The following is a 14,882-nucleotide window of genomic DNA, read 5'->3' on the forward strand; positions in this document are numbered from 1 at the left end:
TCTCTTGTAGTTATTTGTGTTTAAAATAATAAAAACTTCCTATACTCATTAATATAAACACTGGTAGCATTATACCAAGCTCTGGTAGTAAAATTGCATTTTCGCTTAATCTTGTTAGCAAAAACAATAAACCCCAAACCAAAAGTATACATACGAAAAATACAAAAGCTAAAAGTGCAAGATTAAAAAATCTTGCTGTTAAAGGAAAATAATAATATACAATAAGCATTAAAAAAGGCGCAAAAAAAGGAGTAAATACTAAAGAATACAAACTTGTTCTAAGTGTATTAGTAGAAACATTTTGTTTTGCAAAAATTGCCATACTTTCTAATGCATCTAAAATAGAATAAGAAGGATTACTCTCTATTAAAGAAATTCTTTCTAAAATTTTTGGAGAAAAATCTTCCAAACCTTTGATATTTTGAAATTCTTCTATATTTAAACCCTCTTTAGAAACTATTAAATTTTGTGGTATATTAGTAATCTTAGTATCATTTAAATTCCAAGATTCTCCATCAAATTTAGCAGTTTTTGCATGAATTACACTTTGGATATCTAAATTTTTTACATCAAAAATTTTTACATTATATAAAGTTTGAGAACTTGTTTTTTGTATATAAATAAATTTATCATTATATTTAATCAAAATTTCTCCGCCTTCTCTATCTACAACACCACGCTTAAGAATATTACTTTTATATTCATCTGCATAAGCAAAAGCGCTAAAATTTAGCCCTACATAAACACAGCAAAAAAACATAGCCCATAAAAAGGGATAAAAAATTACTTGATTTTTACTTAAACCCAAAGCATACAAACTTACAAATTCGTTAGATCTTATCATATTAAAAACACATAACACCAAAGCAAGAACTATAGCTAAAGGTAGAATATAAGAAGCTGCTGAGCATGTTAAGAAGAATACATACAAAAGTTCCAAATTAGCACTTTTTGGAAGTCTATTAAAATTAAGTAAAAAATCAATGGCCACAAAGAAAAAAGTTAAAGAAAAAAATAAAATAAAAAAAGATTTCAAATATAAAGATGAAATATAACGAAAAAATATACTCATCGTTTAACTTTTTAAAGAATATTTTGAAGAGATTTTTTCTATATCAGAATTCAAAAGCTCGAGCAAAGCTTTTTTACTATATTCTAAAACCTTGATCAAATTTTCTTGTTCTTCTTTTTTAAATTTTCCCAAAACATGAGATATTACATCTTTTCCCCTTCCTACTCCTATGCGCACTCTCTCATAAGCATTACCACAAAGACTATCTATACTTTTAAGTCCATTATGCCCACCATTTGATCCGCCTATTTTAAATTTCAAAGCACCTAGACTTAAATCTATATCATCGTGAATTACAATAATTCTATCACATTTGTAATATTCACTAACAGCTTTTACACTTTCTCCGGATAAATTCATATAGGTGGAAGGTTTTAAAAAAAGAGTAGAAGAGCTTTTAAAAAGCTCTCCTTTAAATTTAGCATTTGAAAGCTTAGTCGTTTGCAAATCTTTTAAAAGCAAGTCAATCAACATAAACCCTACATTGTGGCGGGTTTGAGTGTATTCTTCTCCTATATTACCAAGTCCTACGACTAAGGTCATCTTATCTTGCTTTTTCTACACCAACTACAGCTACTCTATCGGCATCAACCATAGTCACACCTTCAGGCACAACTACATCACGAATTAAAAGTGCATCACCAACATCAAGTTTAGTCACATCTAATTCAAAATAATTTGGTAAGTTTTCAGCTGCACATTTTACTTTTAATCTTCTTTTTGACTGGATTAAAACACCTTTATTTTTAAGACCCATAGCTGTTCCTACAATTTTAACAGGAACCATATATTTAGAAATAACACCTTTTTGTGCTACTTTTAAATCCACATGTTTTAATTCTGCAGTTACAGGATCTTTTTGATAGTCAACTACTACAACATTTAATACTTTATCTGCTACTTTTACATCAAAAGCTAAAGTAGTTTTTTTACGTACTTCTTTTATAAAATCATTTACTTTAAAAGCAGCATTGATATTTTCTAATCCTTTTCCATAGATATTTGCGATTAGATAACCATCTCTTTTTAAAGCTTTAGCAGCTTTTCTACCGATACTCTCTCTAACGATACCTTCTAACATCTTTTTCCCTTTTTTCTAAAATAAAAAATTTAATGATACCAATTTATGGCTTAGTAAAGTATAAATTCATTTAAAAAAATCACAGATATCTATTTCAAAAATCTCAGCCATTTGAAATAAATGATTTAAATTAAAGTGAGCACCTCTATAATGCCTTTCTGCACTTGCAACTATAGAAACACTTTTATGTCCTAATAACAATGATAATTCCAATTGAGAAATTCCTTTTTCTTTTCTTATTTTTGCAACTCTTTTGCCTATTTCTCTATGTTTATCAGATATATCTTGCTTCATATAACCAAGCCTTATAACACTTTATTTATTTATAAGTCTAGTTTTTATATAATTTTTTTACAATCGTTGATAACACTAAGTGTTATTAAACTATAATTAAAAATAAAAGGAATAACATGTCTACAATACTATTAAAAGAATTGGATTTAGAACCAATCATAGTAAAAATAATTGACAAAAACGAAGGATTAGGGTGGAGTTTAGAATATGCTAAATTTATTGAAATTGAATATAGAAAATTTCTTCTTTTATGTCAAGAAAATAAAGATGCCTCAATAGTACCACCAGCTGATGTTGATAAATTTTGGCATTATCATATTTTAGATACATTAAAATATGCTCAAGATTGCGAAAATATTTTTGGTTATTTCTTGCACCACTTTCCTTATTTTGGAATGAGAGGTGAGGAAGATTTCAAAAATCTTAATAAATCTTGGGAGGAAACATGCATTTTATATGAAAAAAGATTTGGAAAACCTTCAGAATATATAAAAGAAAATTTATGGAAAACAATAGCTAGATGTCCAAATTGCGGTAGAAGATCTCCATCTAATGTTTTTTCACTAAAAAGACCAACTTTAGCAAGTATTAGCGCTTAATCTCATCTGAGATTAAGCCACTACTCTCATAAAGACTTCAAAATATCTTCATAAGCAATGCAAAATTGTTCTAAACCATCATCAAGTAATTCTTTACAAGCTTTACTTAAAACATCATTTGATATATTTGCTTTTAATTTTTTCTCTATACACTCATCTTTTAAAGGCTCTTTAAATACAATTTGCTTACCCTTAAAAGCTTTGATAGCATCTAATGGTGCAGTATTAATAGCTTTATCATAAAGCAATTCTTTAATATAATAATCTTTCTCTAAATCATCACCCTTAACACCAGTGCTAGCAAATAAAGCCCTAATATTTGCTTCATTTTGTTTGATAATATAATTATAAGCCTTGGTCGCGGTAAGAATCCCTATATAATTTTTATCCAAAACTTGATTATTTAATAATCTATCAAAACGGCTTACAAAAATACTAATAACAGCTTGCGGTTCTTTTTTACCTACAATATTGTTTTTTCTAAATTCTTTTAAACCTAAATTTAAAGCCTCGAAGCATTTTTTAGTTTGTTCAAAATCAAAAATTAAAGTAGCATTTACGCTAATACCATTTTTCATTAATTCTTGCATTACTTCATAAGAAGCTTCTGTAGCAGGAATTTTCATCATCACATTTTCTTTTGCAATTTGTGTGTATAATCTTTTTGCTTCAGCCAAAGACAAACTAGTATTATCTTTTAATCTTGGATCAATTTCAATACTAATAAAACCATCATTATTTTCATAATAATTAATAGCTAATTTATCTGCAGCCTTGATTATGTCTTCTACTGCAAGATATTCATACAAGGCTTTTTTATCTTTAAAATTTGATTTTTTAATTTTCTCTTTGTAAATATTTGAATTTAAAATTGCATTTTTAAAAATAGCAGGATTTGAAGTAGCACCATTAATTGTCTTTGAGTAAATTAAATCCAAAAAACTATGGTCTAAAAATTCATTTTCTATAAAGTCACACCATAGAGAAAATTTTTTCATTGTATCACCTTTATTATTTCTTTTAAATCTTTTTTATCTATACAAACATCCGCGTGAGATTTTAAAATTTCTTTAGCGCAAAAAGCTATTTTTAATCCACATTCTTTAAACATAGAAATATCATTAGCTCCATCACCTACACACATTATCTCTTCTGTTTTTAGGTTTAAGAATTTCTTAAGTCTTTGTAATATAATGCCTTTTGAGTTATTAAACATAATCTCTCCACCAACTTTTCCTGTTAATACATTATTTTTGCTATGTAAGAAGTTGGCAAAACCGAAGTCAAAATGAAGTTTATTTTGTATTAAGTCAATTCCTTCGTGAAACCCACCACTGAAAACAATTATTTTTATATTTTTACTTTTTAAATATTCGCATAATTCTTTTGCACCATTCATCAAAGGTAGATTTTCACAACATTTTTTTACCTGATCAATAGACATACCTTCAAGCAAAGCTACCCTAGCACTTAAGCTTTCAAAAAAATCAAGCTCACCATTCATTGCTTTGTTGGTGATTGCCTTAACAGCATCACCAACGCCATATTCTTGTGCTAAAATATCAATGGTTTCACCATCCATTAGAGTAGAATCAAAATCAAATGCGCAAAGTTTTATCATCAAAACTCACGCTTTAACAAAGCTTCTGCTTTTAATATGGTCAAAATGTTTTCTTCTCTTTTACCTATACCAAAAATCATGCCTTTTTCTTTTAGTAAGGTTTCAGGTGGCGGATCAATTCTGCTTCTGTGAATTTTGATAGCCTCTGTCAGTCTATCTATCACAAATCCAGCATTACCCGCAGGAGTTTGATTGCCATTTGTCATACCTTTTAAAACAATATATCTTGTTTGAGGAGTCATTTTAGAACTACCTTGATTAAATCTTTTTGCAAGATCAATCAAAGGCATAACATTACCCCTCATATTAAATACACCTAAAACATAATCAGGCACACTTGGCACCCTAGTGTATTCTATAGGTTTAATAATTTCTTGGATATTAAGAATTGGAATAGCATATTCCTCATCTCCTACCACAAAACCAACAAGTTGAATAATATCCTCTTCTTTATCCACATCCGGCTCTGCAATTTGTGATTGTTGTTTTTGCAAAACCTGGCTTAATTTATCATTCATCTTCTTATCCTAGTTTTAAATTTTTTCTAACTACATTTTCTAAGTACTCTGGAGAGTAAGGCTTAGTAATATACTCAGTCATTCCTACTTCCACACCTCTTAAACGGTCTGATTTACTAGTTCTTGAAGTTACTGCAACAAGTGGAAGGTTTTTGTACTTGGAATATTTTCTAATTTCACCTGCCAAAGTATAACCATCCATTCTTGGCATTTCAATATCAATTAATACAGCATCAATGTCATGTTCGCCTGATTTTATCATATTTAAAGCTTCCACACCATTAGTTGCTTCTACAATACTTACACCTAATGGCTCTAGTGATTTTTGCATGATGTTTCTATCCATTTTAGAATCATCCACTATAAGTACCGTATAATCACTTGGTTTTTCTTTTGAACTTTTTTTAGATTGCGATTCTATTTGTGCTTTAATATCTACTTTAATTTCTTTCGCAATATCCATCATAGCAGCAACATCAATAATTAAAGTAACTCTACCATCACCACGAATAGTTGCCCCTGCTATACCTTGAATATTTTGCAAATACTCACCCATAGATTTGATAACAATTTCTTCTTGACCCACCAAAGTATCTACTATAATACCAAGCTTGCTTTCTGCTACTCCAATAACAACTACATAAGTTTGATCAGTGTTTTCAAGCACTTGTTTTACACCAAACACATCTGAAAGTCTTACTAAAGATAAAACTTCATCTCTTAAGCGTAATACATTTTTACCTTCAATGGTATAAATATCATCAATTGGAACCCTAACTGTTTCAAGGACTGATGCAAGCGGAATAGCATAAAATTCTTCTTGTGTACCTACAAGTAATGATTGGATAATTGCTAAAGTAAGTGGAATTTTAAGCTTCATTACAGTGCCTTTTCCAAGCTCACTATCAATCTCAATAACGCCATTCAATTTTTCAATATTAGTTTTAACAACATCCATTCCAACACCACGACCTGAAACATTGGTAATTTTCTTCGCAGTTGAAAAACCTGGTTTAAAAATCAATGCAAACGCTTCTTTATCGCTCATTTGATCAGCTTCGCGTTCTGTGATTAAATTTTTCTCCATAGCTTTTGCTTTTAACACATCAGCATCTAAACCCTTACCATCATCAGCAATCTCTACTACAATGTGATTTCCCTCATTGTATGCCTTAAGATTAACTGTTCCTTTTTCTGGTTTACCATTAGCCACACGTGTTGCTGGATCTTCTATACCATGATCACATGAATTTCTAATCATGTGCATAATAGGATCGCCAATTTCCTCTACAATAGACTTATCAAGTTCTGTTTCTTCCCCTGAAATTTCAAGCTCCATTTGTTTACCAAGCTCACGACCTAAATCACGCACAACTCTTGGGAATTTATTAAATACTTTTGCAATAGGTTGCATTCTTGTTTTCATAACCGCAAGTTGAATATCTGTAGTAACAATACTAAGCTGAGATACGACTTGATTTAATTCCTCTAAGAATTTTTCCCCATCATATCTTTCTTCAACATCATCATAAATTTTCAATAAGCGATTTTTGCCTAGCACTAGCTCACCAATTAAGTTCATCAAATGATCAAGTCTTTTAACCTCAACCCTGATTGTTTGATCCATATTTGCACCACTACTTCCACCACCTGCTGCAGGAACTTTTTTCTCAGTAGCTGTATTTTGTGCTTGAGCAGCTGGTTTGCTCGGAGTTGGATTGGCCTCTTGTGTTTTTTTCTTTTCTGCACGTCTTGCTTGATCTTCAGCTTTTCTTACTTTTAAAAGTCTTTCGATTTCAGCTTCAACCTCATCATCACTAAGCTTATTTACATCAACTTCTGGTTCTTCGGCTTTTGGTTCTTCTTTAATCTCTTCTTTAGATTCTTCTTCCATGGTTGATGTTGTAGCTTCCAAACTTTCACCTTCTGAGATTGCAGTTAGTCTCGCACAAATTGGAGCTATATCAAGTCCTATTGCTGTATCATTTCCATTATCTCTAATAGAATTTAATAAAGTTTTCATCATATCAATAGACTCTAAAACTACATCCATTACCTCAGGAGTAATTTTAAGCTCATTATGTCTTGCTTTATTTAAAACATCTTCCATATGATGAGTAAGTTTTGTTAAAACGTCAAAATTTAAAAAACTTGATGAACCTTTAACTGTATGTGCAACGCGGAAAATCCTATTTAACAACTCTAAATCTTCAGGATTTGCTTCTAATTCAACCAAATCATGATCTATTTGCTCGACTAATTCAAAGGCTTCAACTAAAAAATCCTCAAGTATTTCTTGAATATCTTCCATTTTTACTCCTCACCTTTTTCATGCTTTTTAATAACACGAGAAATTTCAGCAAAGAAATCACTTGCGTTAAATTTAACTAAATATCCCTCTCCTCCTGCTTCTCTAACACCTTTATCACTCATAAACTCATTTGATAAAGAAGAATTAAACACGATAGGAATATTTCTAAATCTCTCATCATCTCTTACTTTTGCAGCAAAATGAAAACCATCCATTTGAGGCATCTCAACATCACTCACAATAATTTTTAGATGTTTATGTAGTTCTTCTGCGCCATAAGTATTATAAAGCTCTTCTAGTTTTTGTAATCCTTCTACTCCATCTTTTGCTTCAACAACTTTTAAACCAATTTTATTAAGAAGATCTTTAACAAGTTTTCTAGCAGTAGAACTATCATCTAATGCCAATGCTATACCTTCTATTTTTTGAATTTTATCATCTTCAATATCAGTTTGTGGAGTATAAATTCCAAGCTCTTGTACTATACTTTCCAAATCTAAAATGAGTAAAACCTCATCACCTTCGATTTTAGTTACACCTGTAATTTTACTTTTATCTAAACTACCCGCACTTGTAGCAAATGTAGCTGGTTCAATATTTTTCCAGTTAATTCTACGAATTCTTTTTGCTTCATGAACAATAAAACCAATCAATACATTGCTAAATTCAGTAATAATAACTCTAGGTTTTATATTCGTCATTTCTGGTTCTTGAATTTGCATCCACTTTGCTAGGTTGATCACAGGAATTACTACCCCGCGAAGATCAAAAATACCTTCCACATAGTCAGGTACTCCTGGAATTTCAGTCAAAAAAGGAATTTTAATAATTTCTCTAACTTTAGAAACATTTACACCATAAATTCCCTCATAGACTTTATCCTGGCCTTGCTTAAAGATGCGAAAATCAACAAGTTCCATTTCATTTGAACCTGTTTTAACGACATTCTCATCAAACATTATGCCTCCTTAAGTTCTATTTTGTGAAATCTGATTTCTGACTCATATTTTACTACAAAAAAACTTTCCTTGTATGCAAAAGTAGCTAAATTTAAATATTTTGTATTCTCATATTCTAAAAACACATCTTGATGATAATGTCCTTCGATTACAAAGCTTGTGTTATAGCATTTTATGCGTTCTTTTACCAAAGCAGAAAAATGAGGAATTTTTCTAATAAGTTGTTTTTTATTTTGATTTTTTAAAATTTTTTGAGTAATTTTTTCTTTACTAATAACATTTAAAAAATTTAAAAAAAGTAGTAAATAATAATTTCTCAAACTTTTTAAGCAAAATTGTAAAAAAGGTTTTAAAAAAATATCCCCATGGGCTAATTTTACCGGTGTATGATCTTGAAATTCACAAAGTAAAGGCTGTTGTTCTACACTAAAAACTTTAACATTTTTAAAAAATTTAGATAGATTAAAATCATGATTGCCTTCTAAATAAATGATTTCAATTTCATGAGCAAGTTCTTCAAGTAAGTCTATATAAGCTTTTGCAAAATCATGAGTTGCTTTTACTTCATAAATTAAAAGATCAAAAATATCACCCATTAAAAAAAGTTGCGGAGTTTGGAGTTTTTTATCTTTTAGGGCTTGTAAAAACTCCCAAAAACCACGTCTATTTTCATTTTCATGTGCGTCTGCTATGAAAATTGCATTTTCTTTTATAATTATTTTTTGCAAAAATTAAAATTCCAAAGCTTTATACTCTATAGAGATTATTTCAAATTCACTCTCGCCTTTTGGCAAACGCACTTTAAAGTCATCTCCTTCTTTTTTACCAAGCATTGCCTTAGCAATAGGCGAACTAATGGAAATATAACCTTTTTCCAAATTTCCCTCATTTACTCCTACTAAAGTATAAGTGCTTTGTTTTTCACTTTCTAAATCTTCCACCACAACAGTTGAACCAAATTTCACACTATCGTGTTCGTAAGAAGCTGGATCAATAATTTGTGCTCTTGAGATTAAGTCTCCAAGCTCAGCTATCTTGCCTTCTATAAAAGCTTGTTTTTCTCTAGCTGCGTGATATTCTGCATTTTCTTTTAAATCCCCATGAGATCTTGCTATGTCTATTTCTTCTACTACTTTTGGGCGTTCAACTTTTTTTAGGTATTCCAATTCTTTTTCTAATTTCTCATAACCATATTTACTCATAGGTTCTTTTTGCATAATTTATCCTTATTTGATTTCATAAAGTATTTTAGCTAAATTTTTTGCACTTGCAAATTGCAAATATTCTTTTAAAAAGCTCACTTTATCAAAAAATGCCTTATAATCGTATTTAAGATAAGCTTGATATAAATTTTCTACACTTACTTGCTCTTGCAAAAATTCAGGATTAAGTTCATTTTTACCTGCAAAATCTAAAAAAATATTTGCAAGACCTATATGTTTTAATTTTACAAAAAGTTTAGCTATAAAAATATCTATAGCTTTAGCCTTGTAAGCAAGTACAAAAGGCGTGCCAACTAAAGCTGCTTCAAGCGTAGCTGTGCCACTACAAATAAAAGCAAAATCTACATATTTAAGCACCTTTGGAGCGTTAGTTTGAATTTCAAATTCACTCACATCTCCATAAAGATTTAACCTTTTAAGATTAAACTCAGGTACACAAAGTATCTTTTTACCTTTAAATTTTATGCTTAAATCTTTAAAAATAGGCATCAAGCGCTTTATCTCACTTTTTCTTGAGCCTGGCAAAAAAGCTATTATTTTTTCATCATCTTTTTTTGAAAGTATATTATTTATATCATCTTGATTTTTAAATTCTTTAATCTCATCTAAAAGCGGATGACCCACATAAATACTTTTACTAAAAAATTTCTCATCAAAAGGCAAAATAGAAGCTAAAATATCAAAATGGTTTTCTATAATAGGAATGCGTCCTTTTTTCCAAGCCCAGACTTGAGGTAAGATATAATAAATTCTTTTTACTTTAGAATTTGCCTTTTTTAAAGCTTTCGCAAAAGGTATATTAAAAGCAGGAGAATCTATGCACAAAATCGCATCAATTTTTTGGGTAAGACTTAAATTTACAAGTTCTTTGATAGCTTTTTTTGCCTTAAAAATAAGTGGTAAAACTTCTATAAAACCCATAGCGCTAAATTCATGTGAGCTATATAATGGTTTGGATTTTAAGTTAAACTCTTCGCATAAACTCTCATCATAAATTCCAATCAAATCAAATTCTTTATACTCTTTCTTGTAAGCTTTTAAAACTTCTCTTAAATGCAAATTTGCCGATGGTTCTAACGCACAAACTAAAAAAAATTTCATATTACCTAACTTAATATTATTTTTATCTGATCTTTAATTATATAAAATACAAGCAATAATTCATAATTGTAAGATTTATTTTCAATTCTAGCAAAATATACTAAAAATATAAATTAATACTATTAAAATAGCAACAAATAGAAAATAATTAAAAAAATAATTAATTATGATAATTATTATCTTATTTTACCCGATATAATTTGTGTGATTATTTTAATTTCAAGGAGAAAAAAATGAAAAAAATAATTTTTTTATTATTTGTAAGTCTGATAAGTTTTAAAACTTTTTCATTGGCACAAGATAATCTTGATTTTTCTTTTCAAGATACGCCTCAAGAAAAATATAGAAAATTTTCCAGTGGTAACGAAGTAGTGTCTTGGTGGCAAAATTTATATAGCGGATTAAAGCTATCTAAAGATGAAAAAAACATAATTTATCAATATACCTTTGGGGATTTTGTAGTAATCAATGGTAAATTAAGAAATGGATTTTCTATATCTTCTTTAGATGAAAAACAAAAAGATATGATCTCAAGATTAGATAAAGCTCTATCAAAAACTATAGTGTTTGAAAATCTTCAAGTTTATCGTTATGAAAATCTTGGATTTTTGCTTAAACTAATAGATAAAGATTTATTTAAAAAAATTTACCAAAATGGAAAATTTACCAAAAAATCTGCTTCTTATTTAGAAATTATCAATCATAAAAAATACAAAGATTATGGATTTATGTCAACAACGGCTATTCGAAATAGTGTTTTTCAAACCCGTCCAATAGAATTAGTTATAAAAGTACCTAAATATTCTGACGTTATGTTTGTTTCGCTTAAAGAATTAGCAGGATCTCCGGATCAATATGAGTTATTATTTCCAAGAAATAGAATTTTAACCATAGAGAAATATGAATTATCACAAGATTATACAAGATTAACTATCTTTGCAAAAATGTCTCCACCTTGTCAAGAAGGCAAAACTTGTATAGAAGAGAAAGTAGATAATTTAAAACAACCTAAAAACTAATATTGGCATTGTGCCAATATTAGTTTTTTCTCCAGCCATATTTTTCAAAAATTTCTTTTACTTCATCACTGCTTAGATAGTTTATAAAATCTTGTACTTCTTTGCTTGAATTTTCTTTAGCAACCACATTTAAGGTTCTATATACTACTAAATCTTTTTCAATAGCTACTGCTGTTCCTATATCTGGATTGCTTTTTGACCAATCAATCCAAGTTATCCAAGCATCGGCTTTATTTTCAGCAAAAAGTTTTCTAGCGCTACCACTATTTGGAGTAAATGCAACAATATTTGATCTAAAATTAGCAATAGTTTGGATATTTTGAGTTCTTCCTATCATATCTTCCCAAACACCCGTTCCTGAAGTATTGCTTTTTCCAGCACCCTCTGGCACAACAATTCTTACTTTTTTATCAGCTAAATCTTTTAAACCTTTAATCTTTAAAGGATTTCCTTTTTGAGTTAAAATAATTGCTTCTCTAAAATATAAAGGCTTAATTTTATTTACATCAAAGTCTTTTTCAAAATCACTAGCTATTGCTAATGCAGATTGATCTGAAGCACCAAATAAAATATCCGCGTCTTTTTTAGCTTTTTCAAACCAAGTAGCTTGTGGTCCAAAATTTACATTAATTTTCACTCCTGTTTTTTCGCTATATTTAGATGCTACATCTTTTAAAGCAGTATGCGGGCCACCTGGTCCATAAAGATTAATATCTGCATTTGCTAAACTAACAAAAATCACACAAGCACTAAATAAGCTAAGAATTTTTTTCATTATTTCTCCTAAAATTAAATTAAGAGTGAAATTATACGATTTAAAAATTAATCCGCTACAACAAATACAAAAATTAACTTGTCTAGTTAGTAAACAAGTTAATAAAGCGGAGTTGCTTCTACTATTGCTGGAGTAAAAAACATTAGCTCATTTAAATCTAAAAATAATGCCGGGTCTAAAGTACAAGGTTGTATGCCAAAACGATTTTCTATGGGAACATTTGGATTGAAAAATGTTACCATACACTCTCTACCACCTTCAACCAAAGATCTAATTTGAACAGCAGGAGTTGTAGTTGGCATTATAGAAAAAACAGTTTCTAATTTAGCGTCATTTAGGTCACTTGAGCAAGATTTAGTACCAAAAAAACCACTTTCTAAAATAGCCAAACAAAGATCATCATCACTTGGGTGTATAAACTGAACATACCCAAAAGGCAAATCTTCTGCCAACTCATCCTTCTTTTTTAAATCATCACTTAAAATTATTTCTTTTAAAATCCAATTTTGATCTTCTAATTTAGAAGAAGTCTCTCTAAAAGGGCTTAAAGAAATTCCAGTTTCTAAAGATCTTATAGCAAACATAGGGGTAAAGTCAGGCAAATCTCCTTGAGAAGGATCTATGGCATATGAAATATTCAACAATGCAAAAAATGTAATTAATAATTTTTTCACAATAATCTCCTAAAATCTTCTAAAATTTACTGGAAAATGATCAGATGCTAAAAAAGTTCGAAGACCAGCTAAAGCTAAAACTGCAAGTATTGCAGGAGGATTGTAAAGCCTTGTTGTATCTGAATTTCCAGTAACGGCATAATCTATAACTCTTTGTGCGCTTGTTTGCGTAAAAGATGGAGGTGATACTATATTTATACGCGATCTTACTCCAGTATCTAATATAGAAACTAAATCGCTAGGAGTTCTATTGAAATCACCCATAATCATCCAGTTAATTTGTGGCATATTTCTAAAATGCATATCAACTGCATTTACTATAGCACCAGCATCGTTACCAGTTCTTGCTAAAGCATGTACACTAAAAAATACATCATTCCCTATACGAATTCCTATTATAGGACGAGACACAACAGTTGGTGGTGGCAATACTATAACCTCATCAGCTCTAATTCTACTAACTATTGCCATATTTACACGATTTGCACCAACATCCACTCTTGAATAATATATAAAAACATTATTTGGACGGGATAAAGTCCCTAAATTCCATTCATACTCGTGTATGGGAATTCCCACTCCCACAGGCTGAACTTGCCTTGGAGTCATAACTGCAGTAGTCGGTAAAACCCCTGCTTCTTGAACAGCTAAAATATCCAAAGGATTATCACCGCTTATTAACTGTCTAATGCTTATATTCCATTTGCTTTCAGTGGCAGCTGAAGAACCTTGCAAATTCCAAGTTCCGACATTATAATTTTCTAAAGCCCCAAAAGTTAAATTGATAATAAAAACCAAAAATAATATTTTCTTCATATTAACTCCTATCTATAAGGTCTTTTAGCTGTAAAAGTAGGTACTGTTATATACCATTGTCTATCTAAATTTTTCTCTCCAGATTTCAAGCAATTTGTCAAATAAATGTTAAAAAAACTAAAACTAAAATCTTTCATTACATTAGAAATTGGCGTTTGTATACATTGTTGTGTAGCAAAATTTTGTATTTGATAAGCTCCATTACTCATAGGAAATAATTTCCAAAATTGTGCATGATTGCTTTGATCACAAGGATAATGCACTATTCCATTTCCATACGCATTTAAACAAGTATTTGTTTTAACATTCTTAATCACAACCATATCATTAGGAAATTCTATCAACTGCCAAACTCTAGCATCACCAAATGGTTTGCTATTATACAAACTATAACCCCAAATCCAATTTCCAGGCGCCAAAGCCCATACAGTTAAAGCTGCTCCATTTGGATTCATAATAGTTACAAAATCACTCGGAAAACCTCTGTTTTCAAAAACAGCAACATCATTAAATTGTTTTTCGCTTTTTAGTCTTGGCAAGGGACCTTTTAAAGCATTATCACCTTTAAAAGTATTTGTTTTAATCAAAGGTGGTTGCAATGGAATCTGAGGAACCAAATCAGAACCATCAACCAAAGTTGGATTTTTTTGTTTTACAGGTGGTATTGGATTTTTACCTATTTTTAAAGGATCACTATCATTTATAGCACCAAAAGAACGCCCTAAAGGATTAAGTTGCTCCTTAGAAGAACATGCCGTAAAAAACAGCATAAATATGCTAAACATCATTATAAAATTAATTTTTTGCATACTTCCATCC

At 29.9% G+C, this 14,882-nt stretch carries 18 protein-coding genes; 2 read left to right on the top strand and 16 right to left on the bottom strand.

Going from position 1 to position 14,882, the window contains the following annotated elements:
• Nucleotides 1-10 precede the first annotated feature (10 nt).
• The 4 genes from CORN_RS07285 to CORN_RS07300 form a co-directional block, all read right to left on the bottom strand.
• Entirely contained in the window at nucleotides 11-1,072 is a 1,062-nt protein-coding gene (locus CORN_RS07285) for an LptF/LptG family permease (RefSeq protein WP_066008216.1), read from the bottom strand.
• A gap of 3 nt (nucleotides 1,073-1,075) precedes the next feature.
• Entirely contained in the window at nucleotides 1,076-1,615 is a 540-nt protein-coding gene (pth, locus tag CORN_RS07290) for an aminoacyl-tRNA hydrolase (protein ID WP_066008218.1), read from the bottom strand.
• Between the two features lies 1 nt (nucleotide 1,616).
• On the bottom strand, nucleotides 1,617-2,153 hold the full coding sequence (locus CORN_RS07295; RefSeq protein ID WP_066008219.1) for a 50S ribosomal protein L25/general stress protein Ctc: 537 nt from the start codon (nucleotides 2,151-2,153) through the stop codon (nucleotides 1,617-1,619).
• 66 nt (nucleotides 2,154-2,219) lie between these two features.
• Nucleotides 2,220-2,447, bottom strand: coding sequence for a helix-turn-helix domain-containing protein (locus CORN_RS07300; RefSeq protein ID WP_039627042.1), 228 nt, complete (start codon nucleotides 2,445-2,447; stop codon nucleotides 2,220-2,222).
• Between the two features lie 116 nt (nucleotides 2,448-2,563).
• Here CORN_RS07300 and CORN_RS07305 point away from each other — a divergent pair, with 116 nt between their 5' ends.
• Entirely contained in the window at nucleotides 2,564-3,046 is a 483-nt protein-coding gene (locus tag CORN_RS07305) for a glycine-rich domain-containing protein (protein WP_066008220.1), read from the top strand.
• 26 nt (nucleotides 3,047-3,072) lie between these two features.
• On the opposite strand, the gene CORN_RS07310 is transcribed toward CORN_RS07305, so the two are convergent.
• The 8 genes from CORN_RS07310 to lpxB are packed head-to-tail and all read right to left on the bottom strand — an operon-like array spanning nucleotide 3,073 to nucleotide 10,779.
• Nucleotides 3,073-4,044 (bottom strand): transaldolase, encoded by a 972-nt coding sequence (locus tag CORN_RS07310; protein ID WP_066008222.1) that lies wholly within the window; start codon nucleotides 4,042-4,044, stop codon nucleotides 3,073-3,075.
• On the bottom strand, nucleotides 4,041-4,667 hold the full coding sequence (serB, locus tag CORN_RS07315) for a phosphoserine phosphatase SerB (RefSeq protein WP_066008325.1): 627 nt from the start codon (nucleotides 4,665-4,667) through the stop codon (nucleotides 4,041-4,043). The genes CORN_RS07310 and serB overlap by 4 nt, the downstream gene beginning before the upstream one ends.
• Nucleotides 4,667-5,185, bottom strand: coding sequence for a chemotaxis protein CheW (locus CORN_RS07320; RefSeq protein ID WP_066008223.1), 519 nt, complete (start codon nucleotides 5,183-5,185; stop codon nucleotides 4,667-4,669). The genes serB and CORN_RS07320 overlap by 1 nt, the downstream gene beginning before the upstream one ends.
• 4 nt (nucleotides 5,186-5,189) lie before the next feature.
• A complete protein-coding gene (locus CORN_RS07325) occupies nucleotides 5,190-7,496 on the bottom strand; it encodes a hybrid sensor histidine kinase/response regulator (protein WP_066008224.1) in 2,307 nt (768 codons plus the stop codon).
• A gap of 2 nt (nucleotides 7,497-7,498) precedes the next feature.
• On the bottom strand, nucleotides 7,499-8,455 hold the full coding sequence (locus tag CORN_RS07330; protein ID WP_066008225.1) for a chemotaxis protein: 957 nt from the start codon (nucleotides 8,453-8,455) through the stop codon (nucleotides 7,499-7,501).
• Nucleotides 8,455-9,183 carry a UDP-2,3-diacylglucosamine diphosphatase gene (locus CORN_RS07335; RefSeq protein WP_094750311.1) on the bottom strand — a complete coding sequence of 243 codons (729 nt, stop codon included), beginning with the start codon at nucleotides 9,181-9,183 and terminating at the stop codon, nucleotides 8,455-8,457. The genes CORN_RS07330 and CORN_RS07335 overlap by 1 nt, the downstream gene beginning before the upstream one ends.
• 3 nt (nucleotides 9,184-9,186) lie before the next feature.
• Nucleotides 9,187-9,672 carry a transcription elongation factor GreA gene (gene greA, locus CORN_RS07340; protein WP_066008226.1) on the bottom strand — a complete coding sequence of 162 codons (486 nt, stop codon included), beginning with the start codon at nucleotides 9,670-9,672 and terminating at the stop codon, nucleotides 9,187-9,189.
• Between the two features lie 9 nt (nucleotides 9,673-9,681).
• A complete protein-coding gene (gene lpxB / locus CORN_RS07345) occupies nucleotides 9,682-10,779 on the bottom strand; it encodes a lipid-A-disaccharide synthase (protein ID WP_066008230.1) in 1,098 nt (365 codons plus the stop codon).
• Nucleotides 10,780-11,012: 233 nt separating this feature from the next.
• Here lpxB and CORN_RS07350 point away from each other — a divergent pair, with 233 nt between their 5' ends.
• Nucleotides 11,013-11,798: an ADP-ribosyltransferase gene (locus tag CORN_RS07350; RefSeq protein ID WP_066008231.1), complete on the top strand. Its 786-nt coding sequence runs from the start codon at nucleotides 11,013-11,015 to the stop codon at nucleotides 11,796-11,798.
• A 19-nt stretch (nucleotides 11,799-11,817) separates the two neighbouring features.
• Here the strand turns inward: CORN_RS07350 and peb3 are convergent, their stop codons facing one another.
• The 4 genes from peb3 to CORN_RS07370 form a co-directional block, all read right to left on the bottom strand.
• The gene (peb3, locus tag CORN_RS07355; protein ID WP_066008232.1) at nucleotides 11,818-12,573 is read right to left on the bottom strand and encodes an AcfC family glycoprotein adhesin PEB3; all 756 of its coding nucleotides are present in this window, start codon (nucleotides 12,571-12,573) and stop codon (nucleotides 11,818-11,820) included.
• A 98-nt stretch (nucleotides 12,574-12,671) separates the two neighbouring features.
• On the bottom strand, nucleotides 12,672-13,247 hold the full coding sequence (locus tag CORN_RS07360; protein WP_066008234.1) for an RICIN domain-containing protein: 576 nt from the start codon (nucleotides 13,245-13,247) through the stop codon (nucleotides 12,672-12,674).
• Between the two features lie 9 nt (nucleotides 13,248-13,256).
• Nucleotides 13,257-14,063, bottom strand: coding sequence for a cytolethal distending toxin subunit B family protein (locus CORN_RS07365; protein WP_066008236.1), 807 nt, complete (start codon nucleotides 14,061-14,063; stop codon nucleotides 13,257-13,259).
• A gap of 8 nt (nucleotides 14,064-14,071) precedes the next feature.
• Nucleotides 14,072-14,872 (bottom strand): cytolethal distending toxin subunit A/C, encoded by an 801-nt coding sequence (locus tag CORN_RS07370; RefSeq protein WP_066008241.1) that lies wholly within the window; start codon nucleotides 14,870-14,872, stop codon nucleotides 14,072-14,074.
• Between the last annotated feature and the right edge of the window lie 10 nt (nucleotides 14,873-14,882).

The organism is Campylobacter ornithocola (assembly GCF_013201605.1).
Lineage (GTDB): Bacteria > Campylobacterota > Campylobacteria > Campylobacterales > Campylobacteraceae > Campylobacter_D > Campylobacter_D ornithocola.